The following is a 25,567-nucleotide window of genomic DNA, read 5'->3' as shown; positions in this document are numbered from 1 at the left end:
GACTGAACCTCTGCGACCGTGTGACCGAGATCACGACCCTATCGACGCATTGTCGATGAAACTAGACCGGTACTCGCCCATGCTTCCTGTAAGGGCATAGCGACGGCCATTACCGTCGCATCCTGCGCCAAACACGCTTCGCACCGTGGCGGCGCTGCAACCGGAGATTCCTCGCTATGACGCAGACCACCCGCTACTGGGCAGCCGGACTGTTTCGCGGCACCGCCGCCGTGCTTGCCGGCACCGGCACACTATTTCTTCCGTCGATCGCCAGCACCGCGATGGGCTCCAGCACGCAGCTCTCGACCTCGACCGTCTCCCTGGCATCGTTCCTCGTGATTGATGCCTCGATCGTCGCCGCAACGGCGTGGCGGGCAGGTGGCTCGCGCCACCAGCGCGTTGTGCTTCGCGGCCAGGCAGTCCTCGGCGGAGTCGTCGCGGCGTCGTTAGTCACCATGCTGGCGACACACGTTTCGACGGGCTGGCTGCTAGGTATCGCCGCAGTGCCCGCGCTCGCTTCCGCCATGACCGCACTGGCGACGGCAGCGTGCCCCTCAGACAAGCATCGGGCTTCCGGCTGCTACCTTTCCGCAGCGATCTCCCTCGTCGCAGCGGCGATTCTGCTCGGAAGCGCCTGGCTCGGCCACGGCTTCGCAGCGTGGAGCATCAATCTTTACCTGTGCCTGGTCGGCGCAGAGTTGATCGTTCTTTCGGGCAGCATGCTTGCCAGCCAGGATGGCTCACTCGCTACAGAAGCGGATCCAGTCCCCAGCATCTAGTTACAAATTGCTTGCAACAAGAAGAGCGCGGGCCGAAGCCCGCGCTCTTTTTGTTGCTGCTCCAGTCAGGGACTTACGGAAGGCCCAGCTCGGTCATAGCTTTCGGTGACGCTTCATCCGTCGCCGCGAGGTTATGGCAGGTGGTGCAATCGTTGTTGATGGTTTTGCCGCTCTTCGAGGTGTGGCTTCCATCATGGCAGCGGAAGCAGCCCGGATAATCGTTGTGGCCCAGGTTGTTCGGATGCGTTCCCCACGTCACCTTCATGGCCGGGAAGATGTTGTGGTCATAGATCGAGGTCAGCGCCTTGGCGGCAGCCTCAACCTGCGCACGCTGCGAAGCGTACACCTGCGGATACTGCGAGCTGTAGAACTGCTCGAGCCCCTTGGTGATGCCAGCCTCCGCATCCTGCTGGGTCCTGTACTCGGTCTTCAGCAGCGCCATTCCCTGTTTGTGTACGAACGGTAGAGACGCATTGGGTGCGCCGGCGACCATGAAGCGATCAAGCGCCTGCTCCGCCGTCTCGAAGGAATGTGCCGCTCGATTGTGGCAGTCGATGCAGTCCATCGTGCGGCGGTTCCCGGCCGGCGTTCCCTTGGCATCGCTCGAGAGATACTCCGTTATCGAGCCATCCGGGTTCGTGTAAGCGACATACGGGATCGTCTGCGCCCCGCTATCCGTGGCGATGTACTCGATGTGCGCGGAGTGTGCGCCATGGATGCCGCTCATCTGCCCCAGAACATTGCCGCCACCTACATGCAGCACAGCGACCGTGTGCGTCAGCGAGTTCTTCTCGTCATCCCCAAACGTGTTCGAGATGTGGATGCGGTCGCCGATATTCCGTTCAGGGTTATGGCAGTTGAGGCAGGTCTTGTCTGCAGTCGGTATCTTCTGCTCCGCCATGATCGGCGTCGGCCAGTTGTGCAGCAGCACATTCGCAAGCTGCTTCGTCCCGTTCATCTTCGCGTGGACAAAACCGCCAACGCCCGGGGCGATGTGGCAGTCCGTGCAGGGCACAGCCCGGTGCGACGACATGTGGTACGCCTGAAACTCAGGATCCATCACATGGCAGGCCTGCCCGCAGAAGCTCGGCGTATCCATGTACGCCACGCCGCGATAGGCTGCAGTGCCAACGATGACGAAGTTGATCGCCGTTGCAATCGCGACAAACTCAATGCCGTGGCGAAAGACCGGATCGCGCATGTCGATCGAGGGAAAGACGGTCGGGATCTCGCCTGCTGCCTTCAACGAGCGCTGGCGAAACAGGAGACCGACGGCGATCATCAACAGGCCGAGAACAAAGAGTCCAGGCAGCGCGAAGTCAACGATGATGCCGATGTACGGGTTATTGCTCCCCCCGTGACCGAAGACATCAATGACCCAGAAGCCAATGAGAACGAGTGCAGAGGCGCTGGTAAGCGCGCCGCCTATGAGACTTAGCCGGTTATTGCCATAAAAGAAGAACGGCCGGATCCAGTTCTTCCTGAAGCTTTCAAAGTCAGCCATCGTTCTATGTTCCTTTCGCCTCTTTGATAGGCCGGATAGGCGCGTTGAGGACGCGCTCTCGGTTGACGGACCCGTGGCCCGGCAGCGTTAGCGCGCCCTCGCCGCGTGGTGCCGCAGAGGCAGCGGCACCAGTATGTGTGGAGCTACTTGCCGAGCGACTTCAGGTAGCTGACGACTTCCTTGATCTGCGGATCGGTCAGCTTGCCCTTGTAGGAAGGCATCTTGCCCTTGCCGTCGGTCGTGATGGCGATAAGGTCATCACCCGGCTTGAAGTCCTTGACCGAAGGAACCTTCATTGCCTTGCCCGCGCCGGTCTGGGCCAGACCATCGGCCCCGTGGCACATCGCACACTTCGACTTATAGGTATCCGCTCCTGCCTGGGCCATTGCCACGCTCGCAGAGAGCGCAAGGGTTGCAGCGACTCCGATCCTGATCATCCTGTTCATGTCATCTCCCGTTCCGGTTGAACTGCGTTGATGGGGATGACCCCCCATGCACTAGAACTCGTAGTGCATGGAGAGGGTCACAATGTTGGCATGGAAAGTCCGCGGTGCACTCAGGCCGGAGGTCGGTTCAGTCAAGCCGCTGGGCAGAGTGGAGGACGCGCATGGAATGATGGTCGCGGTCGCTGAGGTACTCGTACTGCAGTACTGCGGCCCCGAAGGACCACCTTCACCGTAGTCGTAGTAGTTGTACTCCGCCTTCCAGATCCAGCCGGGGCGCACGGTCCACGCAATATTCACATACGGCGTCTGGTACTTCGAATCCAGCGAGCCGTTGACCTGCTGTGCGTCGGCGAAGAACTGGTTACCGTTGACCTGGCTGATGCGGTATCCGGCTCCTCCGCGAACCTTCTTGTTCGGGGTATAGACGATTCCTGCCGAAGCATACTGCGAGGGCGCGCTCATGAAGTCCTTCACAGGACCCCAAATGGAAGAGCTGCTCGGGCAGATGTTGTTACCGCCAGCTGCGTTATACGAGGCTGTTCCCAACAGGGTGGTCGTGGCTCCGCTCGAGTAGCAGGCGTTGGTGGAGTAGTAGCTGTCCGTGTACGAGTAGTTGAAGTCGAACGCGAACTTCTCGCTCGGCGCCAGGTTCAGGCCGGTACTTACGGTACGGTTGTAGTCGACATGCTGCAGCGGACCATCAGCCGACACGGTGCCAGTGTTGTTGGTGTTGTTGTGGCGCTCGATGTCGTTATACGCACCGGAGAGCGTGGCCCACGGCTTGATGCGATACAGGGTATGCACCCGGTAGTGCTTCAGCTGACGCGGGCTGACCGGCACGAGAGCGTTGTTGTCGTAGCTGATCTCAGCCGAAGCATTCACCGTCCAGTTCTTCAGCGGACGGAGGTTCGCATGGAAGATACCGGCGTTCTCGTCGATCCCCACCAGCGTCGCGGCAGAACCACTGCCTGCACCCTGCAGGATCATGCGGGTCTTGTAGCGGTAGGTGAGGCCGAACGTTGCCCTCGCGCTGGGATCCCAGCCGACGGTGGCATTGTTGGTTACGATCCGCTGGCCATAGTAGCCCAACTGAGCGGTACCTGCAGAGTTGCCCGAGACGCTGAAGGCCGTACCGGCAACCAGAGGTCCGTTGTAGTTGAGGTTGGCGTTGCCCGTCGTCAGAGCCGGAGTGTTCACCGTGACACCAGGCGTGCCGTTCACAGTGCCGGGTTGGTGAACGTTGGAGTAGTCCACCTGATCCGACAGGGTGAAGGTCTTTGAGACATTCCACACGATGCCGTAGTCGAAGCTGACCACGCGACGCTGAACCGTTGCGGTCTCCGTCTGCGTGTAGCCACGGATGATACCGTCGAGGCCGGCCCAGGTCTCGTTGTAGTTGGGCAGGTTGCTGTTCGCAACCGTGTAGCGGAAGTCGCCGTTCATCTCGATGTTGCGGATGCTCGAGCTCTGGAACCGCACCATCTCGGTGGGGATTAGCGCGCGCGTCGGCATCGTACGAAGGAACTTTGTAGTGACCGCGCAGGCCGGGTTGACGACCGGCAGCGCGCTGCCATTCGTCGGCGCCGTGAAGATGGTGTAGTTGGTAGCATTCGTGTAGCCCGAACCCATGCTCGCGGTGTTACACATCGAGATGGTGTACGGGCTGGCGGTTGCGTCCCAGTTGCCCAGGGCGACCGGCGTACCGTCAGGCAGCTGTGCGTTGAACTGGCCCGGGGCGATCGTGAAGTACGAGTCGCCCTTGTAGTGGTCGACCTGCTCCTCAAAGGTGAGGCGGGTCTGCTCTACAGGCTTCCATTCGATCGAAGCGTTGAAGTCGTCGTTGCTGTTGCGCTGGTACTCCTCCAGGAGAGCGTCGTTCTTGCCGATCGAACGATTCGGTGTGGTCGAAGGACCCTGGAAGATGTTCTGCGAGTACCCGAAGCGATAGGTGATGGGCGCCAGCGGAGTGATGGTCAGATGCGTGTCTGTCATGCGGCGGACGGTGTTGAACATCACCGGGGAGTCCTGGATGAAGTTCCGGGTGATGCCTGCCGTGGTGGCCACGCCGTTCACCATCCCGTAGGGGATCGTCTGCGTCGGAACGGATGGGTTGCCGAGCAGATCGTAGTCGAAGTACTGACGATCGCGGCGGAACATCGCGTTGAACTCGTACAGCTTGCCCTTCGATACGTCCAGCTTGGCCACGTTGATGGGATCACCACCGAAGCCATTGCTGGTCGCAGACAGCGAATCAAACAAAGTGTGCTTCGTTCCAGGCGCGGCGTGCAGTGTGAGGGTCTGCCCCAGCACCCGCGGTCCGGGGTGGATGTTGACCAGCGTGTCGTACATGGCTCCGCTTCCGGAGATTCCAGCCATGTGCCCGCCAAGATCAGCGGTCTGGTGGAGGATGTAGCCCTGCGGGGCAGCAACCTCAGAGGACGTCGTTGTGACCGGCGCCTGCGCTGCTGCGGCTCCTGCCGTCAACAGCAATGTAGCAATCGCGATGCTCTTGGTGATCCCCCGATATTGAAGTAGATACGGGGACCCATCGGGCAGCCGAGAAAACCTTTCTGTGTTCGTCATCTCAAGCCTCTTCTTCTAAAACCTGCTGTGATCCATCCATGAGGCGGCGCGTGGGCCACCTTCGATTGGTCGCGGCGTCCGCTCCCGGACGGACGCCGCACGGGACACCTACCGGATAAACGCCGGGTTGATGTTCGATCCGTGGATGAAGTTGTGGCACCCAATGCACGGCGGTTGATCCGACGAGCCAGCACCCTGCCCATGCACGGTGCCCGCAGCGACAGCGCTGTGGCACTGATTGCAGAGCTGGTTGACGTTAGGAACGTTGAGCAATCGCGCGTTCTGGGAGCCGTGAGGTGTATGGCAAGCCATGCAACCTTCGGCCTTCACCGGCACATGCTCGAACACAAAGGGACCGCGCGTTTCCGTGTGGCACTTCGTGCAGACTGCGTTCTTGTCCGCCGTGGTGCGGAGCTGCTTGTCCTCGAACGTACCGTGCGAGTCATGGCAGTCGCTGCACTTGATCAGGCCTTCCTGTGTCTTGTGGTGGAAGAGCTGATTGAAGCTGGCCTTCTGATCCGCATGGCACGTGAAGCAGAGATCCGGCTGCTGAGCCTTCAGAAGAGACTTCTCCACCTTCGCCGCATGCACGCTATGGCAACTGACGCAGCTCACGCCAGCCTTGGCATGATTCGACTGCTGAAAGTTGGGATGCGCGCCCGCATGGCAGGTGAGGCAGGTCTCGCTGATCTGCTTGGGATTGGCCTTGGCGGGGTTGATGATCTTGGTGACGTCGCCACCGCCATCGACGTGGGCCTTCCCTGGCCCGTGGCAGCTTTCACATGACGCTCCAGCCTTGCCGTGCATCGCTTCGATGCGGCTGTGCGGGTTATCTCCCAGTTTTTTGGCGACGTCTTCATGACATGTCGCACACGTCTCCGACCCTACGAATCCCGAAGCAGGATGCGTTGCATCCTGAGCTACCGCCAACGTTCTTCCCGATGCAAGGAACAGCATCGCGAACATGGGCAGAAGGTACAGCGTCCAGCCTCGCCTACAAATTGCGACCCGCAAATAATGCATACGTCCGCTCATTCAGCCTGGCCTAACGTGCGCCAGGACTTTTCTTGTTCTGCTTGAGAGTAGGGAGTAACACCCCAAAGTGGGTGTGACAGACGTCACGGGCGGATGTGCAGGTTTTTTCCGTCGTGGCGCTAACCGCGCGATAGTGCTGTTATCGATGCGGGCCTGAAGGAGAAATGGATGCTGCCAGAATGTGTCGAAGCCCCCGTAAATACAAGGGATTCGCGCGATGCCGCGTAAACGCTCCAGGCTCTTGAGTTTCAGAACGGGAAACGACAGATATGGCAGACAAGAAAGTCTGTTCGTTCAGCGGACAACGCAGTGCGATTCCCGATTCACCCGTGCGAAGGGTAAGTTTCAATTCGGAACGGCAGGCTTGTAATTCGAAGTAACTGGTAGGGAAAATCAGACTTGTGCGAGAGCTGAACCCGCCACGGACGTTTGGGATTCCGTCGAGGGAGACGTCTTCTCCCATTGAGCGAGCTGCTCGAGCGTGCGGTTCACCAGCGTCGCCATGGCGGCGCGTACCGGAGCCGTGGGGACAGTACCCCAGTCGGTCGAACCCGGCTGGACGCCGAGGAGCACGATCTCTTCCGGCGATGTGCCCAGCAGTTGCAGCGCAGCCAGCAGGTCGGCGAATCCCAGGAGGTGAACGCTCTTGGAGACCGGCAGGTTCAGCAACTGCTTTCCGGCAAAGCGAGCGACAGTACCAGGCTCGGCGCCGAAGTCCACCGCGTCCAACGCGACGATGTGGGTGAGGCCGTCGATGCGGCCCATGATCTCGAGGCCGAGGGTGCCGCCCTCAACGAGCCGCACATTGCGAGGAAGCTCTGGGGATGCTTCCAGCTCATCGAGCGCAAGCATCCCCACGGCATCATCCATACGCATCAGGTTCCCGAGGCCAAGTACGCCTCGGGTGGCAAGAGATCGATCAGTCATAACGCTCCCGGTAGTTGCGACGACTTTTTGAGTTTGTGTTTGGTTTGGCACTGCCTCGTTACTCGTCGAGGCAGAGCGCTCCACTGGCAGCTGCCGAAGCCATGGCATCGACCTGCATGGTGCTGTAGAGCTGACCGTTCGGCTGGACTACGTGTACCGCGCAGGACATGCAGGGATCGAAGGAGTGGACGGTACGCAGGACCTCGAGCGGACGGTCTGGGTTCGCGATGGGTGTATTGAGCAGAGACTGTTCATACGCTCCCCGCTGTCCTGTGCCATCGCGGGGACCAGCGTTCCAGGTCGAAGGAACGACCGCCTGGTAGTTGGCGATCTTCTTGTCCTCAATCTCGATCCAGTGACCGAGCGACCCGCGAGGCGCCTCCTCCAGACCAAAGCCCGCGCAGGACTTCGGCCAGTTGTCGGGGTTCCACATCGCGCCATCGTGGATCCTCACGTTGCCGTGGCCAAGATTATCTTCGAGCTTATTGATCCAGGTCTCGACCTCGCCAATGATGATGCCGGCCTCAATCGCACGAGCCGCGATGCGGCCCATCGTCGAGAACAACGCCGTCGCCGGAAGGTTGAGCTTGGCAAGCGCTCCATCGACCTGCTGCTTCACGTTCTGGCGGCCGCTCGCGTAGGCGATAAGGGTGCGAGCCAGCGGCCCCACTTCCATCGCGTGATTGTCATAGCGGGGGGACTTGACCCACGAGTATTTGCCATCGGTATTGAGCTGCTCGAACGGGGGCTTCGGTCCGGTGTAGTTGGGGTTGGTCTCGCCCTTCGAGGGATGAAGTCCGCCATCATAGTCGTAGTAGCTGTGGGCTACGTACTCGGCAATCTTCTGCGGGTCCATTTCATGCACCTTCGAGAGGTCGCGGTTCATGATGATGCCGCGCGGGAAGAAGTAGCCCACCGGGTCAGTCTGCTTGCCCAGAGTTAGGTCGCCATAGGCCATGTAGTTGCCGATGCCTTCACCGATAGAGAACCAATCCTTGTAGAAGCTGGCGATCGCGAGAACATCCGGCAGATACACTTGCTTGACGAAGGTCTCCGCATTCTTCGCGAGCTGGTTAAGCAGCATCACTGTCTGCGAGTTGATAGCTGCACCCGGCTCATCGGGATCCAATCCCGAGGCCATGCCGCCGACGAGATAGGTCTGCAGGTGGGGGTTCTTGCCACCCAGCACAGCGTGGATGCGCACGACCTCACGCTGCAGATCGAGCGCTTCGATGTAGTGCGCCACGGCGAGCAGATTGACCTCAGGCGGGAGGACATACGCCGAGTGGCCCCAGTCGCCGCTTGAGAAGAGGCTGAGCTGGCCGCTCGCGACCAGCGTCTTCACGCGGTCCTGTACGGTCTTGAAATACGCGGTCGAGGACTTTGGCCAGTCGGAGATGGACTGCGCAAGCTGCGAGGTCTTGGCAGGATCGGCCTTCAGTGCAAGCGTGACATCGACCCAGTCCAAAGCATGCAGGTGATAGAAGTGCACGATGTGATCGTGGACATTTTGAGTGCCCGCAATGATGTTGCGCACCAGCTTTGCGTTCTCGGGCACTTCGATGCCGAGAGCATCTTCGACCGCACGAACCGATGCCAATGCGTGCACCGTGGTGCACACGCCGCAGATACGCTGGGCCCAGATCCAGGCCTCGCGGGGATCGCGACCGCGCACAATCTTCTCGATACCGCGGAACATGGTGCCGGAGCTCCACGCATCGGTAACTCTGTTGCCCTGCACCTCCACCTCAATGCGGAGGTGACCCTCGATACGTGTGACAGGATCGATTACGACACGTGCCATGGCTGCTTTCTCCTTCTCGGCCGGCAGGCTGGCTGTACTCAGCCTCCATCACGCTGCCTGGCTCGTGCGGTGTGTCGCGGCCTCTGAGGCGAGGTCGAAAATCGCACCGTATGTCCCGGCCCAAAAGCTACGTTCTGCCACATACCACCGACGGTGATGAGAGTCACACCGCACTGTACGCGGGACGGCAATTCGGGCGAAACGCGACTTAGACCACGAAGCTGGTGGCGTGCGCGAGGATCTCTGCGACCATCAAGCCGCGCGCGCTGCTCTCCACAGCAGCCTCCGAGCTCTCGCTGCCGCCTTTGAGTTTGTCGGCCACTAACTGGATCAGTGAGGAAGTTCTGCTCTCCTCTTCCTGACGCTTCTTACAGCCTGGACATTTTCCTGAACACCCGGCGCTCATGGTGGATCCCTCCGACAACAACCCTAGCGGCTGGTTTACACCTGGGGACGTGACGCATGTCACATCCGCTTGTATGTGCAGGAGCCAATACTTGCTCGCAGCTTCGAGAAGGGGAGTAGTCCTTCGACATAGCGGCGGAGCGCCCATGGCGCACTGCATCTCAGCCCAGGATGGCGAGAGTATGAGCACGGCACCCGAATTCGATCTACGGACAGCGCTGGAAGCCCGCGGCGTCTCACGGCGCAAGTTCCTCAAGTTCTGCAGCGTCATGGCCGCAACGATGGCCTTACCCTCCCGCTACTCCCGAGTGATCGCGCAATCGCTGGAGAAGACGAAGCGCCCCGTGATGGTGTGGCTCGAGTTCCAGGACTGCACGGGCAACACGGAAGCGATGCTGCGCGTGAGCGACCCAGGCATCGCGGAGATTGTGCTCGAGGTGCTGTCGCTCGAATATCACGAGACAATCATGGCGGGCAGCGGCACACACGCCCAGGATGCCCTCGATCGCGTGATGAAAGATTACGATGGCAAGTTCATCGCCGTCGTCGAAGGCTCCATTCCTATGGGCGATGGTGGCGTGTACTGCACCATCGGCGGACGTACTGCCCTGGACATCGCTCGGGAGGTGCTGCCCAAGGCGGCAGCGGTATTCGCGGTAGGAGCCTGTGCCTGGGACGGCGGCATCGTTGGCGCCGGCATCAATCCCACGGGCGCTGTCGGCGTGGAACAGGCGGTCCCAGGGATCAAGCACCTTGTGAACCTCGGCGGCTGCCCGCATAACCCGCAGAATACGGCTGCGGCGCTGGTGCACTATCTAACGTTTGGCGAGTTGCCCGCGCTGGACCAGTTCAACCGTCCGCTGTTTGCCTACGGCAACCTTATCCACGAGCAATGCGAGCGCCGCGCTCACTATGACGCGGGTCGCTATGTCGAGGAGTGGGGCGATGAAGGCGCGCGCAAGGGTTGGTGCCTGTACAAGATGGGATGTAAGGGTCCTGAGTCCACCTTCAACTGCCCGGTGGTGCGCTACAACGATGCGACGAGCTGGCCTATCAAGGCTGGCCACGGTTGCATTGGCTGCGCTGCACCGAAGTTCTGGGACACGCGCTCGCCCTTCTATAACCGCTTGCCCAAGGTTCCTGGCTTCGGCGTCGATGTGAAGGCGGAGGAGATCGGTTGGACTGCCGTGGGTCTCGTGGCCGCGGCCACGGTGGTGCAGGTCGGCGCCAACATGGTTCGCGACAAGGTACGTCCGCCGGACAAGCCCACACCGCCTGAGAACCTCGATAGCCTCCAGTAAGCCGGGATGAACAACCATTTGAAACACGCGTCGGAATACGCGTCGGGACTCACGAGTATCGGAGGCGCACGATGAGCGCAGCACATACCAGTCACGCTGTCCCCCTGGGGAAGGAAAATGCCTATGACCAGGTGCGCGTCTACATCTGGGAGCTTCCAGTGCGCGTCGCGCACTGGATGATGGTGGCGAGCATCTGCACGCTTTCCATCACGGGCTACTACATGCACGCGCCATACATCGACGCAGATCGATACGGCGACTGGGTGATGGGCGACATGCGCTTCATCCACATCCTGTCGGCCTATGCCTTCGCCATCTGCATTGCGATGCGGATCTTCTGGTTCTTCTTCGGCAACAGGTACGTGGCGATCGACCAGTACGTGCCCACCACAAAGGAGCGCTTCCGCGGCATCTTCAAGGTGGCGACGTACTACTCTTTCCTGCGTTGGAGGCCGGTGTCCTACATTGGCCATAATCCGCTGGCAGGCCTTTCGTACTTCGGCATCTACATGCTGGCGCTGGTGGAGATCTTCACCGGCTTCGATCTGTACTCGCAGACGCTGAGCACGCCGTGGATCCGTGCAGCCTTTGGCTGGGTGCAACCGCTGATCAGCATCCAGTATGTGCGCGAGATTCACTTCTGCATCATGTTCGTCTTCTGGATCTTCTTCCTCCAGCACATTTACACCGCGGCCCTTGTCTCCATCGAAGAAGAGAGCGGGCTGATGGACTCCATCTTTTCGGGCTACAAGTTCATCCCCAAGGCCGAGCTGGATGAGGAGACGCGCGCTTCCCAATAAACGAGCTCTGGACTCCCCAACGTCCGAGTGACCTTCATCACCGGCCCGCGTACCTCCTCGCACCGTGCGCGGACAGGCGACGCAGTACAACCGAAGCAAGGAGGATCAAGAGGTGACACCATGGCAGCATCGACTCTTCAACCTACTCGCCGGTTCTCGATAGCACATCCAGAGAAGATCCTGGTTGCAACGGACTTGACCGACCTCGGCAGCCTTCTGCCACACGCCATTGCGCAGGCCCAGACGGCAGGAGCCAACATCGTTCTCGTGCATGGCATCTCCCCTCTGTATGCAGCATCGATGGGAGGCGCGGAGGTTCCCGTCGCCGGCCCCGCACAGCTCATCGAGGAAGTTCGACTTTCCCTGGGCGAGCCCGTGGCTCGCATCCAGGCAGCCGGGATACGCTGCGAGGTCGCAGTCCGTATCGGCACGCCGTCTGAGGTCGTCGGTACGGAAGCTCGCGCAGCTCATAACTCCGCACGCATCATCATGGGCACGCACGGCCGAGGCAAGTTGCGTCAGCTTGCCCTGGGGTCAGTTGCGCACCAGCTGATCGCGGAAGGCCACTCTTCCCTCTTCATCGTGGGCCCCAAGGCGCGCACCGACGAACGGAGCGCGACGCCCCGCCACATACTGCATCCCGTCTCCTTCGAAGGCGGCTACGAAGTGGCCGTGAGCCAGGTATCGGAGCTTGCCAAGGCTGCTGAAGCACACCTGACGCTACTGCATGTGCTCGACGACAGCCCCGAGAACAAGGTGAATCCTGGCCGGATCCTGCAATGGGCACACCACGCGCTGGGACAGCTCGCGACAGCCTCAGGCCTCCTGCCAGAGCATGTACACCTGCAGGTCGTCGAAGGGAGGGTAGCCGACCAGGTGGTGCGCATCGCGCGCCAGGCTGCGGCCGACTGGATCGTCTTCGCCACCGATGAACAGACCTCGGCTTCTCTGCTGAACGAGAGCCGCTCCTTCCGGGTGATGGCCGAGGCCGAGTGTCCGGTCATGCTTCTGCGGAGCTAGTTCACGAAGCTAAACCGCAGGTCGCACTTTCACTAGGCGGTCCGACTGGACGAGGCGGACCGCCCTTTTTCTTCCGCGTGTCGGGCCTGGCTCAACACGCAAAAAAATGGAGGGAGCATCGATCGCTCCCTCCAACTACGAAAACCGCAGGTTTTACAGTCCTGAAATTCTCTTACACTCGCCGCAGCTCGGAACCAGCCGCAGCGCTCTTGGCGGTCCAGCGTTTAGCAGGCCGACATCCGTTGCAGTGCGTTGGGTTGAAGCACCGTGAGAGCAACGCCGCGGGTGGAGATGACCTTCTCCTTGCGCAGGCGGCTCAAAGTGCGTGTCACCGTCTCACGCGTCGTAGCCGCCATGGAAGCAACTTCTTCGTGGGTCAGCGACATCGTGACGAAGGGGCTGGAGTTGCGGCGGGCTTCTTCCGCCCAGTCAAGGATGAGGCGTGCGATACGGCCGGCAGGCGAGCTGGGCAGAGCCACGAGGCGAGCTTCTTCAAAGGCGGCGCGGTAGTCGCGCGCCATCGACTTCGCAGCACCCAGGCTGACCTCGGCATACTGCTGCATCATGGTGGTGAGGTGGTTCAGGTGCAGCACGCGGGCACGGACCGGCTCGAGAGCTTCAACCGTGGTCTCCTGCTCGGCGCCGTCAAGCGCTCCGCTAAGGCCCAGCACGTCGCCTGCCTTCGCAATGCGAAGGATCATAGTGCGTCCCTCCTGCGAGCTCACCGAGACCTTCACCTTACCGGAGCACATCACGTAGATGGCGTTGGGGCGATCGCCCTCGCGGAACAAGACGCTGCCGCGTGGGTACTCCATGTACACCGAGTTGGACTCCATGAAGGCGCGTGCCTCTCCGCTCATTCCGCAGAAGGCGTATCCGTTTGCATTGGGGCAGTTGGTGCACTTGCTCATCATTGTGGCTTCTCCCGGTGGAGTGCTTGAATTCGTTACACCTGGGATAGAGCAACTGCCGTGCCAAACTCGAAGTTCGCGTTTTCGGTCACTTTTCGGTGTGATGGCGGTGCGCGATCACATGAAACTGCGTGATATGGCGCAACGCGTGCGTCATATCGCGCTATCTTGCGCGCAGGCGGCGGCAATCCGTAGTGGACCTCATAGCCACGGTGATCTTACGAAGGGGGTGGTGCGTTGCGGGAACGGCGAGGTACGATGCTCTTGACCCCGTATTCCATGCGGAAGCTCTCACCAATCGGTGACCAGACAGAAGGTCATGATCGACTCCGTTTCAATCGTCGTGATCGACGACAACCTTGGCAGCCTCGAGCTGCTCTCCGCCGCCCTCGCCCGTCCGGGACTGGAGATCTTCACGGCCTCGAACCCCGTTGACGGCATCGAGCTGGTGAAGCAGCACCGGCCGCGCCTGGTGCTGACAGATCTCGTCATGCCGGGAATGAGTGGCCTCGAGGTGCTGGATCACGTCGTCGCCTTCGACCCGGCGATCGACGCAATCCTGATGACAGCCCACTACACCACCGAGACGGCGGTCGCTGCGATCCGTGCGGGTGCTGCTGACTATCTGCAGAAGCCGGTAAAGCTCTCGCTCCTGCGGGAGCGCGTCTCGGCTCTGATCGACTCCGCTGCGCGGCGGCAACGCGCGCACTCCGGTGCGGAGATGGAGTTCGAAGGGCTTGTGGCCCGCAGCGACAAGATGTGGGAGCTCTTTGCGATGATCGAGCGCGTCGCGCCGCACTTCCGCTCCATCCTGATCAAAGGCCCGACCGGAGCCGGCAAGGATCTCATCGCGCAGGCGTTGCATCTGCGCGGAGGCCTCAAGGGCCGGTTCGTTGTGCTGAACTGTTCGGCCGTGGTGGAGACGCTCTTCGAGAGCGAGCTCTTTGGCCACGTGAAGGGCGCCTTTACCGGCGCCGACCGCGACAAGGCCGGCCTCTTTGACCTCGCCAACGGTGGCACCCTGTTTCTCGACGAGATCGGCGACATGCCGATGGCGACGCAGGCAAAGCTGCTGCGTGCCATTCAGAATCAGGAGGTGATGCCCGTCGGTGGGCTCACCCCGAAGCGAGTCAACGTCCGCATCGTCGCCGCTACCCACAAAGACTTGAAATCTGCGATAGCAGAAGGCAAGTTTCGCGAGGACCTTTACTATCGCCTGGCGATGGTGGAGCTGGCGGTACCTTCCTTGCGGGATCGCCCCGAAGATATTGCCCTGCTGGCCCGGCACTTCATGCGCAAGTTTGCCCACGAGTTCGCCAAGCCAATCGATGGCCTGACTCCACGCGCCACGCTAGTGCTCGAACGTCACAGCTGGCCCGGGAACGTTCGTGAGCTGGAGCATGTCATCGGCCGTGCCTGCATGCTGACTGAGGGCCACCTGATCGACGTCGACTCGCTTCCCGACCACCTCGTCCAACCTGAACGGTTGAACGGAGCTGCCCCCGATGATTGCGGCTTCGGCACGACGCTCACTTTGGAAGAGCAAGAGAAGCGGCTCGTGACCCAGGCGATGAAGGAAGCCGACGGGAACCAATCTGAGGCAGCCCGCCGGCTTGGGATCGGACGCGATGCGCTGCGCTACAAGTTGAAGCGCTACGACCTGCTCTAACCCTGCAAAGACGACCGCGTGGCTGCGATCTTCCGCTACGCAGCGCCCGCAAGCTGACGCAACACGATCCGACGCAGACTCTGCGGGGTGATCGGCTTGGGGAGCACCGCAGCGAATCCCGCCTCAGCCATCGAATGAGGCTCCGGGTAGAGCGCAGTGGGCGCGAGGGCGATCAAGGGCACAGCGCCACATTGTGGGATCGAACGCAGGTCCGCGAGCATTGCCGGGCTCTCTGCGTTGAACCACGAGACATCCAGCAGAATCACATCGGGCGAGAACTTCAGCGCCGCGGCCGGGACACAACTCCAGCAGCAGACAGCCTGCACCTGCATCCCGTTGTCTTCCAGGATGGTGCATAGCAGCTCGCGGGTGCTTGTACTTCCGTCGGCCACCAGGGCTCTCTTACTCGCGAGTGGGCCCTGGCCCGGACGCGCCTTGGTATCGGTGGTCACCCCTCGAGGCTAGAAGACCGCGATGGCCCCGAAGGTGACCGGCGTCACACCACGACCGCCGGGAGTGTGAAGCAGAAGCGGCTTCCCTGACCCAGCTCGCTCTCGACCCAGATGCTTCCGCCCTGCATCTCCACCAGCTGGCGGCAGATGGCCAGGCCGAGCCCGGTACCTTCGCGCACCCCCACCGGGGTATAACCCACCTGATAGAACTTCTCGAAGACGCGCTGGCATTCGTCCGTGGGAATGCCGACGCCCGTGTCCTCTACCGTGATCTCCACGAGATGACCGTCGCGACGCGCCCGAACCGATACAGAGCCTCCAGCAGGCGTGAACTTGGCCCCGTTGGAGAGCAGATTCGTCAGGACCTGCCGCAGCCGCAACCTGTCCGCCACTACATCGAAGTTCATCGATGGGGCGAGGTGGACCGCGACGTTGCGCGACTCCGCATAAGGCCGGATCGACTCGACCGCTTCATCCGCCACCGCGTGAAGGCCGACCAGTTCGGTATGCAGGGTGAGACCACCCGCCTCGATCCGGCTCAGGTCCAGCACATCATTGATGAGGCCGAGAAGGTGTTCGGAGTCCTTCCGGATATGGTCCAGGAAGCGCCGCTGGCGATCGTTGAGCTGGGCTTCTGTCTCTTCGGCCAGCAGCTCCGCGAAGCCGATGACAGTGTGCAGGGGCGTGCGCAGCTCGTGGCTGATGGAGGCCATGAACTCGCTCTTGAGACGGTTCAGCCGCTCCGCTTCGGCCTGGCGCTCGCGGAGTTCCGCCATGTAGGTCTCCTGCAGGTCGCGCATCCGGACCTCGGCCTCGCGACGCTGCGTCACGTCGCGGATCACCGCCGTCACAAACGACTCTTCCCCAGCCCTCACCGGGGACAGGCTGATCTCGACCGGGAACGTCGAACCATCCTTGCGGAGCGCGTGCAGATCCAGCCCCTGTCCCATGGGCCGGGTGCGGTTGGCCGCCATGAACTGCGCTCTATGCTGGTCATGCCCTGCACGCGCCGAGTGCGGGATCAGCTCCTCGACGCGAAGCGACAGGAGTTCGCCGGGAGCGTAGCCGAACATCGTTGCCGCCGTGAAGTTTGCAACGACGATCTTCCCTTGAGAATCGACCTGCACGATCGCGTCGGGAGCGTGCTCCAGCAGCTCGTGGAACCTGCGCTCGAAGATCGCTTCCCCACGTGCCGTGGCCTCTTTCTCGGTCAACAGGGCCAGCTGGGAGTCGCGCTCGGCCAGTAGATCGGCTGCGGCGCGCTGGGCAGTCAGATCGCGAGCAATCTTCGCGATGCCCACAATCTCTCCATCGTCGTCCATGATGGGCGAAAGACTGAGCGAAACCAACAGCTTATGACCGCTCTTGTGTCTCCGCACCACCTCGAAATGGTCGACGCGCTCTCCCTGGCGGAGCTTTGCGAGGTATGCTGCGACCCGCGCCTCTTCTCCAGGCCAGGAAAGGATGGTAACGGTCTGGCCGACAGCTTCCTCGGCACTGTAGCCGAAGATACGGGTAGCGCCTGCGTTCCAACTGGTGATGACTCCGTCGAGGCTTTCCCCGATGATGGCATCGTCCGAGCTCTCGACGATGGAGGCCAGCCAGCGCTCCGGATTGAGCCAGGTTGCTGCTGCGGAGGACGATCTAGTTCTTTCTGCTCTGTCGTTCATACGGGGATAACACATTCTATCGGGGGCCATCCTACACCCTCGATACGCCCCGTCAATCTTCCGTTGCGGATTCCCACTTGTGGACTCGAGCCGTCTGTGATGCGGGATGTTGCGTGGCGACCCCGATGGGTCGACAATGGCCCCGAGGGCCCGAACCATGCGGCATGAACAACATTTCTGGTGGACCACCCTGGGACGAGGACTACTGGCGTTGATCGCAGGCAGTGCGATCCTCGTCGTTCCCGATATGACACGCACCGTGTTGCTGCGTCCTCTGGCGATGAGCGTCTCCATCGTCTCGCTGGCAGCCTATGGCGTCTTCGACAGTGTCTTGGTCTGCATCTCCAGCTACATGGCAGCGACTGCCAAGGCTCGCTTTGCGCTCCGGGTCCAGGGCGTGGTCGGCATCGGCGTGGGAGTGATGATCTACATGACCTTCTTCAGCCACTCGCAGATGCACTGGTTCCTTGTGCTGGTCGCCGCGCAGGCGCTCGCCACTTCCATCTCCGAGTTTGCCGTGGCGCACCACGCGAGCACACGCGCGATCTCGCGCTGGAACTACGCCGCTGCCACGGTCGCTCTGCTGGCTGCGCTCGTCTATGCCGGAATCCGCATCTTCCTCATCGACACACTCACTGCGCAGGTGCTGGCAATGCTGGTCTACGGCTATCTCATCGCCTTCGGCACATCGCTGTGCCTCACCGCAGCCCGCATGCTTTATGCAGACTTCCATCTGCCTCCCACAGGGAATGCTTCTTAGCTCTGAAGGGAGTCCATGGCAAACAAGACGATGCGCGCAGCTGTATTCCATGGCACAGCCCGCAACGGCCCGGTCACGCCACAGCATCCGGTGCTGACGCTCGAGGAAGTTGCCATCCCCGTCCCCGCAGCAGGAGAGTCGCTGTTGAAGGTGCTGGCCTGCGGCGTCTGCCGCACCGACCTGCACATCGTCGAGGGCGACCTGCCCGCGAAACTGCGCCCGCTGATCCCCGGCCACCAGATCGTCGCGGAGGTCGTCAGCACCGGCTCGAAGGAGCTTCGTACCGGCGACCGGGTAGGAGTCTCGTGGATGGGTGGCGTCGACGGCAGCTGCAAGTTCTGCACCACGGGTCGTGAGAACCTGTGCGACAACGCGGTGTTTACGGGTTACTCGCGCAATGGGGGGTATGCAGAGTACGCTACCGCGCGGACCGACTTCCTCATTCCGCTGCCGATGGAGCTTGAACCCACGGTCGCGGCGCCGCTGTTGTGTGCGGGGATGATCGGCTTTCGCAGCCTGCGTGTGGCTGAGGTGAAGCAAGGCATGCGCGTCGGTTTGTTTGGCTTTGGAGCTTCGGCGCGGCTGGTGATGCCCGTTCTGCAGGCCTGGGGCTGCGAGGTCTATGTCTCCACTCGCGGGGAACGGCACCGCGAGGAGGCTTCCGGTATGGGCGCATACTGGGTTGGCGACGCGCTCGACCAGCCCCCGGTGAAGCTCGATGCTGCCGTAACGTTTGCCCCGGTGGGCAGCGTCGTGCTCGCGGCGATCAAGTCGCTGGACAAGGGCGGAATCGTCGCCATCAACGCCATCCACCTGGACCAGATGCCCGCCTTCGACTACGACAGCTTCATGTGGATGGAGCGGCAGATCCGCAGCGTTGCCAACATGACCCGCCAGGACGCCAAGGACTTCCTGCGCATCGCCGCGGAGATTGGCATACGGCCCACCTCGCAGCAGTTCCCGCTGGAGCGGGCGAACGAGGCGCTGCTCGCTGCAAAGCAGGAGGACGTCGTCGGCTCGGCGGTCATCGTGATGGGAGATCGCTAACCTGCGGTGGTCTGCGAGACCGCAAACGGAGCACCGAACAGCGTTCCCCGCCCCAGAAGCCATTGCGGATCGAACCGCTGCTTGACCATCCGCATCGCGTCGATCTGGTCAGGCGTGTACTGCAACTCCAGCAGCGGCGCCTTCCGCTTGCCGAGTCCATGCTCGGCTGACACTGTGCCTCCAAGCTGCACCGCGTACGCCGCGAACTCCTTCAGCAACGCCGCCGCGCGCTCCGCCTCAGCTTTGGTGGCAGGCAGCATGTTCAGATGCAGGTGCGCGTCGCCGATGTGCCCGAAGATCACATAGTGTGTGCCCAACTCCTCACCGCAGCGTTTGCGATAGTACGCCAGCAGGGCGCGATCGCGATCCAGAGGCACCGCATAGTCCGTGCCCATGTTGAGGAAGCCCCGTTGCGACATTGTCTCCACCACCAGCTGCGGCATGGCATGACGGAAGGCTCGAAAGCGCTCACGATCGCGATCATTCAGCGCGAACCATGAGTCATCCAGCAAGGCATGCTGGGCCTCGAGGCGCTCGTACCACGTATCGAGGTCAGAGCCCTCGGCTTCGATCATGAGGGCAGCCTTCGCCGAAGCCGGAATGTCACGATAGCGCGTGCGCAGCAGCTCCAGCGATAGATCGTCGGCATACTCCATCATGCGCAGCTCGGACACCGGACGCCATGCGCGCACGGCGTCCAACGCCGCGTCATCGCTTGCAAAGAAGATCACTCCGGAGAAGACATCTGCAGGCTCAGGGAGCAGCGCAACCTCTGCCTCCACGACCACACCCAGCGTGCCCTCGGAGCCGATGAAGAGGTCCACCCCGTCCATGCCTGGCGATAGCTGATAGCCAGCAGTATTCTTGGTTACCTCGGGCCGCGGCAGAGACGGCACCTCGAAGTCGATAGCTTCCCCGCGCCGGTACCAGCGCACGGTGCCATCCAGCAAAGCGACTTTGAGTGCAATGACATGCCGACGTGTGGCTCCGAACCTGAAGCTGCGGGAGCCGCTTGCATTGGTTGCAATGTTGCCCCCGATGGAAGCACTGATCTCGGTGGGGTCCGGCGCATAGAACTGCCCCGTTGCGGAGGCCGCGGAGCGAAGCTCCATGAGGCGGACAGCCGGGCCGACGATCGCGCTGCCGGTGTGAATCTCGAGCTTGTTGAAGCGTTCCATCGAAACAACCCAGCCGCCCTGCGGCACGCGTGAGCCCGTAAGGCCCGTACCAGCGCCTGCGATGGTGATGGGCGTCGATGTCCGATGGGCCTCAGCGAGGACAGAGAGAAGCTCAGCCTCATCGCTCGGTATGATCACCCGCTCCGCATGGCCGGTGTAGCCGGAGGCGTCTGTAAGGTAGTCGGGACTGAAGTCTGCGCCGGCATCCTGTGTGCCGCGAGCCCAACCAAGGGTGTTGTCGAGCGCTTCCATGCTCACGATCCTACGCCGCGGGAAGAAGCCCGCGGAAGGCCGTCAAGGGTCCGTCAAGGGGCCGGCAAGGCAGGAGGGTGCTATGCCACCCAGGTCGTGATGCGTTCCGGGAGGAACGCCTGCAAGGTGCTTCGGTTCTGAAGGAGCCCCGGAACCTCGCTCGCGGGAATCGGTCTCGAGAGCAGATAGCCCTGCACGACGTCGCAGTTGAGGTCGCGCAGGCGCTGCAGCTGGTCGCCATCCTCGACACCTTCTGCGACAACCTCCAGCCCGAGGCTGTGCGCCATCGAGATGATCGCGTCCACGATGGAGTACGTGCCGTTGGGGCGGCACAACCGCTGCGTGAAGCTGCGGTCGATCTTCAACGTCTGCACCGGAAGCTTGTCGATCTGTCCGAGTGACGAGTAGCCCGTGCCAAAGTCATCGATGGAGAAGGCGATCCCGAGCGACGCCAGCATCGAGACCTGTCGCGTGGCTTCGGCCACGTTACGCATCATCGCGGTCTCGGTGATCTCAAGGCCCAGCATGTGCGGATCAAGCTTGAAGTGCTGGATCATGTCGACGACCATGTGCGCGAAGTCGGGCCGCGTAATCTGCCTCGAGCTGACATTGATGGCCACCGGCACCAGCGGCAGCCGCTGGGCTCGCCACTCCGTCAGCAGCACGCATACGCGCTCCAGCACCCATGTCCCCAGCGGAACGATGAGTCCGTTCTCTTCTGCGATGGGGATGAATCGGTCGGGCGAGATCATGCCCAGACGCGGATGATGGAAGCGCACCAGTGCCTCCATGCTCGCGAGGTCGCCTGACGTCTTGTAGAGCGGCTGGAAGTACATCTCCAGGCCGCCACCGCCTTTGAGCGCACGGCGGAGCAGAATCTCCAGCTCATTGGCTTCGGAGGTCTCGATGCCGATCTCCGGCGACATGCACAGGAACTGGTTGCCGCCGGCGCGCTTGGCGCGATACATCGCGCAGTCGGCGTTGCGCCAGAGCCTCGCAGCATCCATGGCATCCTGCGGATACACCGCGATGCCGATGCTCGCGGTGAGCTCAATGGTGAAACCTCCGGTGCGAAAGGGGGCATGCAACGTCTGCAGCAGGTCCGCAGCGACGCGTTGTGCGTCGCTGGGCATGGCGATCTCGTGCAGCACGACCGCAAACTCTTCGCCACCCACACGGGCGGCCATATCGATGGAGCGCAGACGCGAACTGATGCGCCGCGAGACCTCCTGGAGGCAGATATCGCCCATCGCGTGACCATACGTATCGTTGATCTGCTTGAAGCGATCGACGTCGAGGCACAAAAGGGCCGACTGGCGACCGTAGCGTTGCGAATGCATCAGCGTCTGCTTCAGTGTCTGCTCGAGGTACGCGCGATTGGGCAGCCCGGTAAGCAGGTCGTGGTTGGCCTGGTGGAGCAGCCGGTCGTGGAGCTGTTGACGATCGGTGATGTCTTCGACGAGCGTGAGTGCCAGGGTACGTCCGGCGGAGTCGATGCGGCGCGTCGTGGCCTGAGCCAGGAAGGTTGAGCCATCGCGACGGCGGTGAGCCTTTGGCTCCGGGTCAGCCAGCAGCGCACGCGACTTGAGCACGTCCGCCTCGTCATCCCGGTCTGCGAAGAGGCCAGTCACATGCATCCGGCAAAATTCTTCATGCGTGAAGCCATACTGCTTCACTGCTGCATTGTTGACGCTTTCGATCGCAAGGGTCTCGGGGTCAGCAATCCACATGGGCTGCGGGTTGCCCTCGAACAGCAGTTGATAGTGCTTGCTGGCACTGGAGGCCGAACGCACCTCGTCCTCGAGGAGGAACAGGATCATGCCGAACGCGACGAAGTACTTGGGAACGTTCCAGAACTCCGGACTGATGCTGTTGGCGATACCGAGGTGGCCACAGAACTCCGCCACAGGAAACACCGCGGACCACGCAACCAGGCCGCACGACACCGCCAGCGACCCGCCAGAGATGCGATGAAAGCGCGCCATGTAGGCGATCGCGACGTACAGGAAAAATTCACACAACAGCGCGGAGATGCCAATGTCATGGCGACCACGCACGATCGTCCAGACGATCCAGCCGCTGCTCGCCGCGGACGTGAGCAGCAAAGCAGCCGTTGCGGCGGTACCGGAGCTTCGGCGCAGGCGAAGCGCATAGACCACTGCGGCGAATTCTCCGACGCCCAGTGCGACGTAGTACGGGAACGGCTCCACGACGCCCCACACCGCCAGGAGAATGCCCAGCATCGAGGCCACACCGGCCACCGCGACGAGCTTCGCTTGACGACGCCAATCCTCGACAGGAGCTGCGGGCAGAAGGAACGCGGCAGCACAGGCGACCAGCGCACTCAGGCTGATGGTGTCGACAAGCCGCTGGCCAAACGCACTATGTGAGTGGATCAGGAGGGCCGTGAAATGCACCAGCACCAACAACCATCCCACCGTCCAGGCACGCACCATCGTCGTCGCGCGCGTCCGATACGTCGCGGCGAACAACAGGACCAGGCAACCGATAATGATGATGTCGAGCAGTTCTGTCTGCATCAGATGGAAAAAGCCCGCAAAATGGGCGAGAACCTAGCTTGGAGGCTATCGGCCCCCAAGCCGCCCTTCTATAGGGCAAAAGTTGTACAAAACAGCCCTAAACTGCCCAGTTGCCATCACACACGATATCCCCGCAGCCCTGGCTGGTCGTAGTCTTTCTGCGATCCTTTATGGGATGATCGGGGCCCTTCACGACATGAAAAAGGGAAGGCCGGATGGCCTTCCCTTCCCATCTAGAGCTCGAACGGACGAAAGTACCGTAAGTAGCTCTATTACTTGCTCTTGACCGCGATCACTTCGATTTCGAGCGCCGCCCAGGGGGCAGCGAGCGCGGCGACCTGAAAGGCCGAGCGAGCCGGCTTGTTCGGTTGGTCCTTGGTGCCAAAGAACTTCACGTACTCCGACTGCATGCCCGCGAAGTCCAGCTTGCCGGTCTTCGGATCCGGGCCGAGGAATACGGTCATCTTGACGACATCCTTCATGTCGAGGCCCTGCTCCTTGAGCGCAGCCTGGATCTTCGGGAAGATGCTGGCAGCCTGGGCCTTGGTGTCGCCGTAGTCGGCGGCAGTTCCCTTGGCCGGATCAGCTGGCGTAATCGGCGATGCCAGCTGGCCGCTGAGGTAGTACGTGTCACCCGCCCAGACGCCCGTTGCGATCGCGGCCTTCTCGGTCTGGATATGCTTGACGACGGTCTGTGCGTGCGCCACGCCGGCCACGGCGAGCAGAGCAGGCGCAAGGAACTTGAGAGCGAACTTCATGGATGCCTCCAGATTGCTGTTGTGATGAGGTGTGTACTCGCGACGATATCACGCGAGCGGCGCTTCCCGGGGAAGCGAAGTGGGCCCGTCGCGCTGCTTCCGCCGCAGCGCGGCACAAGTGCGGCGACTACGCGCGGGTTTCAGGAGATGCCGCAGGCGGGGCGAGATGGGCGCTCTTCGTGCGCTCTCCAATCATGTTGACGGCGCGCCGCGCGCTCAGCGCTGCGCCTTCCTGCCATCCCACGATGTTGCTGATGGTATCTCCCGCGAAGTAGAAGGGACCGTCGGCCTTGATCATGGTCTCGTAGCCCTGCGGTCCGCCGCCGTAGCTGCGGATCCACGAACCTTCGTTCCACTTCACATGCGCCCAGCCCATGAAGATGCCCTTGCGCAGCAACTTCGAGCAGCCTGGGTGCAGCTTCTCGATCGATAGCTTCGACTGCTCCAGCTTCTCCTTGATGGACAGCGCGGCAAAGCCCGGCTGCGAGTACTCGTCCGTATAGCCGCCGACGATGATGCCCGTCTCGGCCATCAGATTCGCGCTAGGGTACCAGACCGGGCTCGGACCCTGCGCCAGAAACGACAGGCCGCCATAGATGTTGAAGTCCGTCTCCCAGAAGCGCGGAGCCTCCCACGGCATTTTGTAAGAGTTCGCCATCGTCGAGCCGTTGATGACGGTCTTGACCTCCGGCGAGAAGTCGTTGGGGATCTTCTTCAGGATCGAAAACGGCATCGCGACCACGCAATACGCCGCCTCAATCTCCTTCGGCGCCCCATTGTCGAGGTACGAAATCTTCACGCCATGGTCGGCGCGGCGAATCTCCGTTACGGGCGAGTTGTAGTGCACGATGGAACCGAGCGCCTTCGCGAACGCATACGGGATGCGGTCCATGCCGCCTACCGGCTGCATCATCGTCGCTTGCCAGTCCCAGGCCTCCTCATACAACAGCCCGCCCCAGAAGCTTTCATCGAGCAGCATGTGCATGTCCTGCGGCGTCTCGATGACCTCGGTCTGATCCCCCGCACCGGGCGTGACCTTCAGGCCCGCGCGGTCCGAGCCGAGGTACTTACCGGTCTTATCCAGCGGGCCGTAGGTCGTGAGGAACTCCTTCATACGCTCGCGATCTTCTGCGCTGAGCTCTGTGTCGAGCGCACCCTGCGCGACGCACTTGCTGAGCAGCTCGCTCACACGGCCGCGCGTATCGTTCATCGCCTTGCGCTGCACCACCGGCACACCACCGTTGGCCTTGTCGTTCTGCAGCAGCGTGGAGCGCGAGGTGTTGATCTCCACTTCGAGCGGAACCTTGAGCTCACGACAATAGTTCAGCATCGTCCAGTGCGTGCTCGGCAGACGCGCCGGACCGAGGTTCTGGTAGTTGCCTTCTTCCCAGTCGATCGGCTGCTTCGTGCCATCGACGAACTCGATCACCGTGCCCTTGCGTCCGCTCCAGTTGCGGCCACCCGGACGATCGCGAGCCTCCAGCAACGTGACGTCATATCCCAGCTTGTAAGCTTCGTAGGCAGTGACAAGGCCACCGATGCCGCCGCCGAGAACAACGAGTTTCGTGCCCTTGCCGAGTCCCGGAGCGACCGGCATCGGCTTCGTGCGCTGCCCTTTCATCTCCATCAAGCCCAGCGACTGCATCGTGGCAAAGGTGGCTGCATAACCGCCGGCATGGCCGACGCGCGTAAGAAATTCCCTGCGACTGATTCCCATCGAAGCTTG

20 protein-coding genes are annotated in these 25,567 nt (G+C 61.7%); 7 read left to right on the top strand and 13 right to left on the bottom strand.

Translation table 11 applies throughout. From position 1 onward, the window contains the following. Positions 1-176: 176 nt before the first annotated feature. Complete coding sequence (locus C4S68_RS06730; protein ID WP_103932302.1) at positions 177-779, top strand: hypothetical protein; 603 nt, start codon at positions 177-179, stop codon at positions 777-779. 73 nt (positions 780-852) lie between these two features. Here C4S68_RS06730 and C4S68_RS06725 read toward each other — a convergent pair whose 3' ends face one another. The 6 genes from C4S68_RS06725 to C4S68_RS06700 form a co-directional block, all read right to left on the bottom strand. Further along, on the bottom strand, positions 853-2,283 hold the full coding sequence (locus tag C4S68_RS06725; protein WP_103932301.1) for a cytochrome c3 family protein: 1,431 nt from the start codon (positions 2,281-2,283) through the stop codon (positions 853-855). A 143-nt stretch (positions 2,284-2,426) separates the two neighbouring features. Beyond that, a complete protein-coding gene (locus C4S68_RS06720; protein ID WP_160115045.1) occupies positions 2,427-2,729 on the bottom strand; it encodes a c-type cytochrome in 303 nt (100 codons plus the stop codon). A 51-nt stretch (positions 2,730-2,780) separates the two neighbouring features. Next, complete coding sequence (locus C4S68_RS06715) at positions 2,781-5,312, bottom strand: hypothetical protein (RefSeq protein ID WP_146072052.1); 2,532 nt, start codon at positions 5,310-5,312, stop codon at positions 2,781-2,783. 108 nt (positions 5,313-5,420) lie between these two features. Further along, entirely contained in the window at positions 5,421-6,242 is an 822-nt protein-coding gene (locus C4S68_RS06710; protein WP_235011428.1) for a DmsE family decaheme c-type cytochrome, read from the bottom strand. Between the two features lie 498 nt (positions 6,243-6,740). After that, complete coding sequence (locus C4S68_RS06705) at positions 6,741-7,274, bottom strand: hydrogenase maturation protease (RefSeq protein ID WP_160115044.1); 534 nt, start codon at positions 7,272-7,274, stop codon at positions 6,741-6,743. Between the two features lie 58 nt (positions 7,275-7,332). After that, complete coding sequence (locus C4S68_RS06700; RefSeq protein ID WP_103932296.1) at positions 7,333-9,078, bottom strand: nickel-dependent hydrogenase large subunit; 1,746 nt, start codon at positions 9,076-9,078, stop codon at positions 7,333-7,335. 587 nt (positions 9,079-9,665) lie between these two features. Between C4S68_RS06700 and C4S68_RS06695 the strand changes: the two genes are divergently transcribed. The 3 genes from C4S68_RS06695 (at position 9,666) to C4S68_RS06685 (ending at position 12,604) form a co-directional block, all read left to right on the top strand. Continuing rightward, positions 9,666-10,784, top strand: coding sequence for a hydrogenase small subunit (locus C4S68_RS06695; protein ID WP_103932751.1), 1,119 nt, complete (start codon positions 9,666-9,668; stop codon positions 10,782-10,784). 71 nt (positions 10,785-10,855) lie between these two features. After that, a complete protein-coding gene (gene cybH / locus C4S68_RS06690) occupies positions 10,856-11,584 on the top strand; it encodes a Ni/Fe-hydrogenase, b-type cytochrome subunit (protein WP_103932295.1) in 729 nt (242 codons plus the stop codon). Between the two features lie 120 nt (positions 11,585-11,704). Then, entirely contained in the window at positions 11,705-12,604 is a 900-nt protein-coding gene (locus C4S68_RS06685; protein WP_103932294.1) for a universal stress protein, read from the top strand. Positions 12,605-12,828: 224 nt separating this feature from the next. Here the strand turns inward: C4S68_RS06685 and C4S68_RS06680 are convergent, their stop codons facing one another. Beyond that, positions 12,829-13,518 (bottom strand): Crp/Fnr family transcriptional regulator, encoded by a 690-nt coding sequence (locus C4S68_RS06680; RefSeq protein WP_235011427.1) that lies wholly within the window; start codon positions 13,516-13,518, stop codon positions 12,829-12,831. A gap of 316 nt (positions 13,519-13,834) precedes the next feature. Here C4S68_RS06680 and C4S68_RS06675 point away from each other — a divergent pair, with 316 nt between their 5' ends. Beyond that, entirely contained in the window at positions 13,835-15,184 is a 1,350-nt protein-coding gene (locus C4S68_RS06675; RefSeq protein WP_103932293.1) for a sigma-54-dependent transcriptional regulator, read from the top strand. A 35-nt stretch (positions 15,185-15,219) separates the two neighbouring features. Here C4S68_RS06675 and C4S68_RS06670 read toward each other — a convergent pair whose 3' ends face one another. Both C4S68_RS06670 and C4S68_RS06665 read right to left on the bottom strand, forming a co-directional pair. Continuing rightward, positions 15,220-15,576, bottom strand: a complete 357-nt coding sequence (locus C4S68_RS06670) for a response regulator (protein ID WP_160115043.1) — start codon at positions 15,574-15,576, stop codon at positions 15,220-15,222. A gap of 104 nt (positions 15,577-15,680) precedes the next feature. Continuing rightward, complete coding sequence (locus tag C4S68_RS06665) at positions 15,681-17,306, bottom strand: sensor histidine kinase (protein WP_103932291.1); 1,626 nt, start codon at positions 17,304-17,306, stop codon at positions 15,681-15,683. Between the two features lie 157 nt (positions 17,307-17,463). On the opposite strand from C4S68_RS06665, the gene C4S68_RS06660 reads away from it, so the two are divergent. Further along, positions 17,464-18,066, top strand: coding sequence for a hypothetical protein (locus C4S68_RS06660; RefSeq protein ID WP_146072051.1), 603 nt, complete (start codon positions 17,464-17,466; stop codon positions 18,064-18,066). 15 nt (positions 18,067-18,081) lie between these two features. Continuing rightward, the gene (locus tag C4S68_RS06655) at positions 18,082-19,113 is read left to right on the top strand and encodes a zinc-dependent alcohol dehydrogenase family protein (protein WP_235011426.1); all 1,032 of its coding nucleotides are present in this window, start codon (positions 18,082-18,084) and stop codon (positions 19,111-19,113) included. Here the strand turns inward: C4S68_RS06655 and C4S68_RS06650 are convergent. The 4 genes from C4S68_RS06650 to C4S68_RS06635 form a co-directional block, all read right to left on the bottom strand. After that, the gene (locus tag C4S68_RS06650) at positions 19,110-20,543 is read right to left on the bottom strand and encodes an FAD-binding oxidoreductase (RefSeq protein WP_103932289.1); all 1,434 of its coding nucleotides are present in this window, start codon (positions 20,541-20,543) and stop codon (positions 19,110-19,112) included. The genes C4S68_RS06655 and C4S68_RS06650 overlap by 4 nt on opposite strands. 80 nt (positions 20,544-20,623) lie before the next feature. Next, positions 20,624-23,083 (bottom strand): putative bifunctional diguanylate cyclase/phosphodiesterase, encoded by a 2,460-nt coding sequence (locus C4S68_RS06645; RefSeq protein WP_103932288.1) that lies wholly within the window; start codon positions 23,081-23,083, stop codon positions 20,624-20,626. Positions 23,084-23,355: 272 nt separating this feature from the next. Continuing rightward, positions 23,356-23,841 (bottom strand): Rid family hydrolase, encoded by a 486-nt coding sequence (locus C4S68_RS06640; RefSeq protein ID WP_103932287.1) that lies wholly within the window; start codon positions 23,839-23,841, stop codon positions 23,356-23,358. A 127-nt stretch (positions 23,842-23,968) separates the two neighbouring features. After that, positions 23,969-25,558, bottom strand: coding sequence for a flavin monoamine oxidase family protein (locus C4S68_RS06635; RefSeq protein ID WP_103932286.1), 1,590 nt, complete (start codon positions 25,556-25,558; stop codon positions 23,969-23,971). Between the last annotated feature and the right edge of the window lie 9 nt (positions 25,559-25,567).

The sequence above is a fragment of the Bryocella elongata genome, assembly GCF_900108185.1.
In the GTDB taxonomy this organism is placed as follows: domain Bacteria; phylum Acidobacteriota; class Terriglobia; order Terriglobales; family Acidobacteriaceae; genus Granulicella; species Granulicella elongata.
This window is presented reverse-complemented; position numbering and strand designations above follow the sequence as displayed.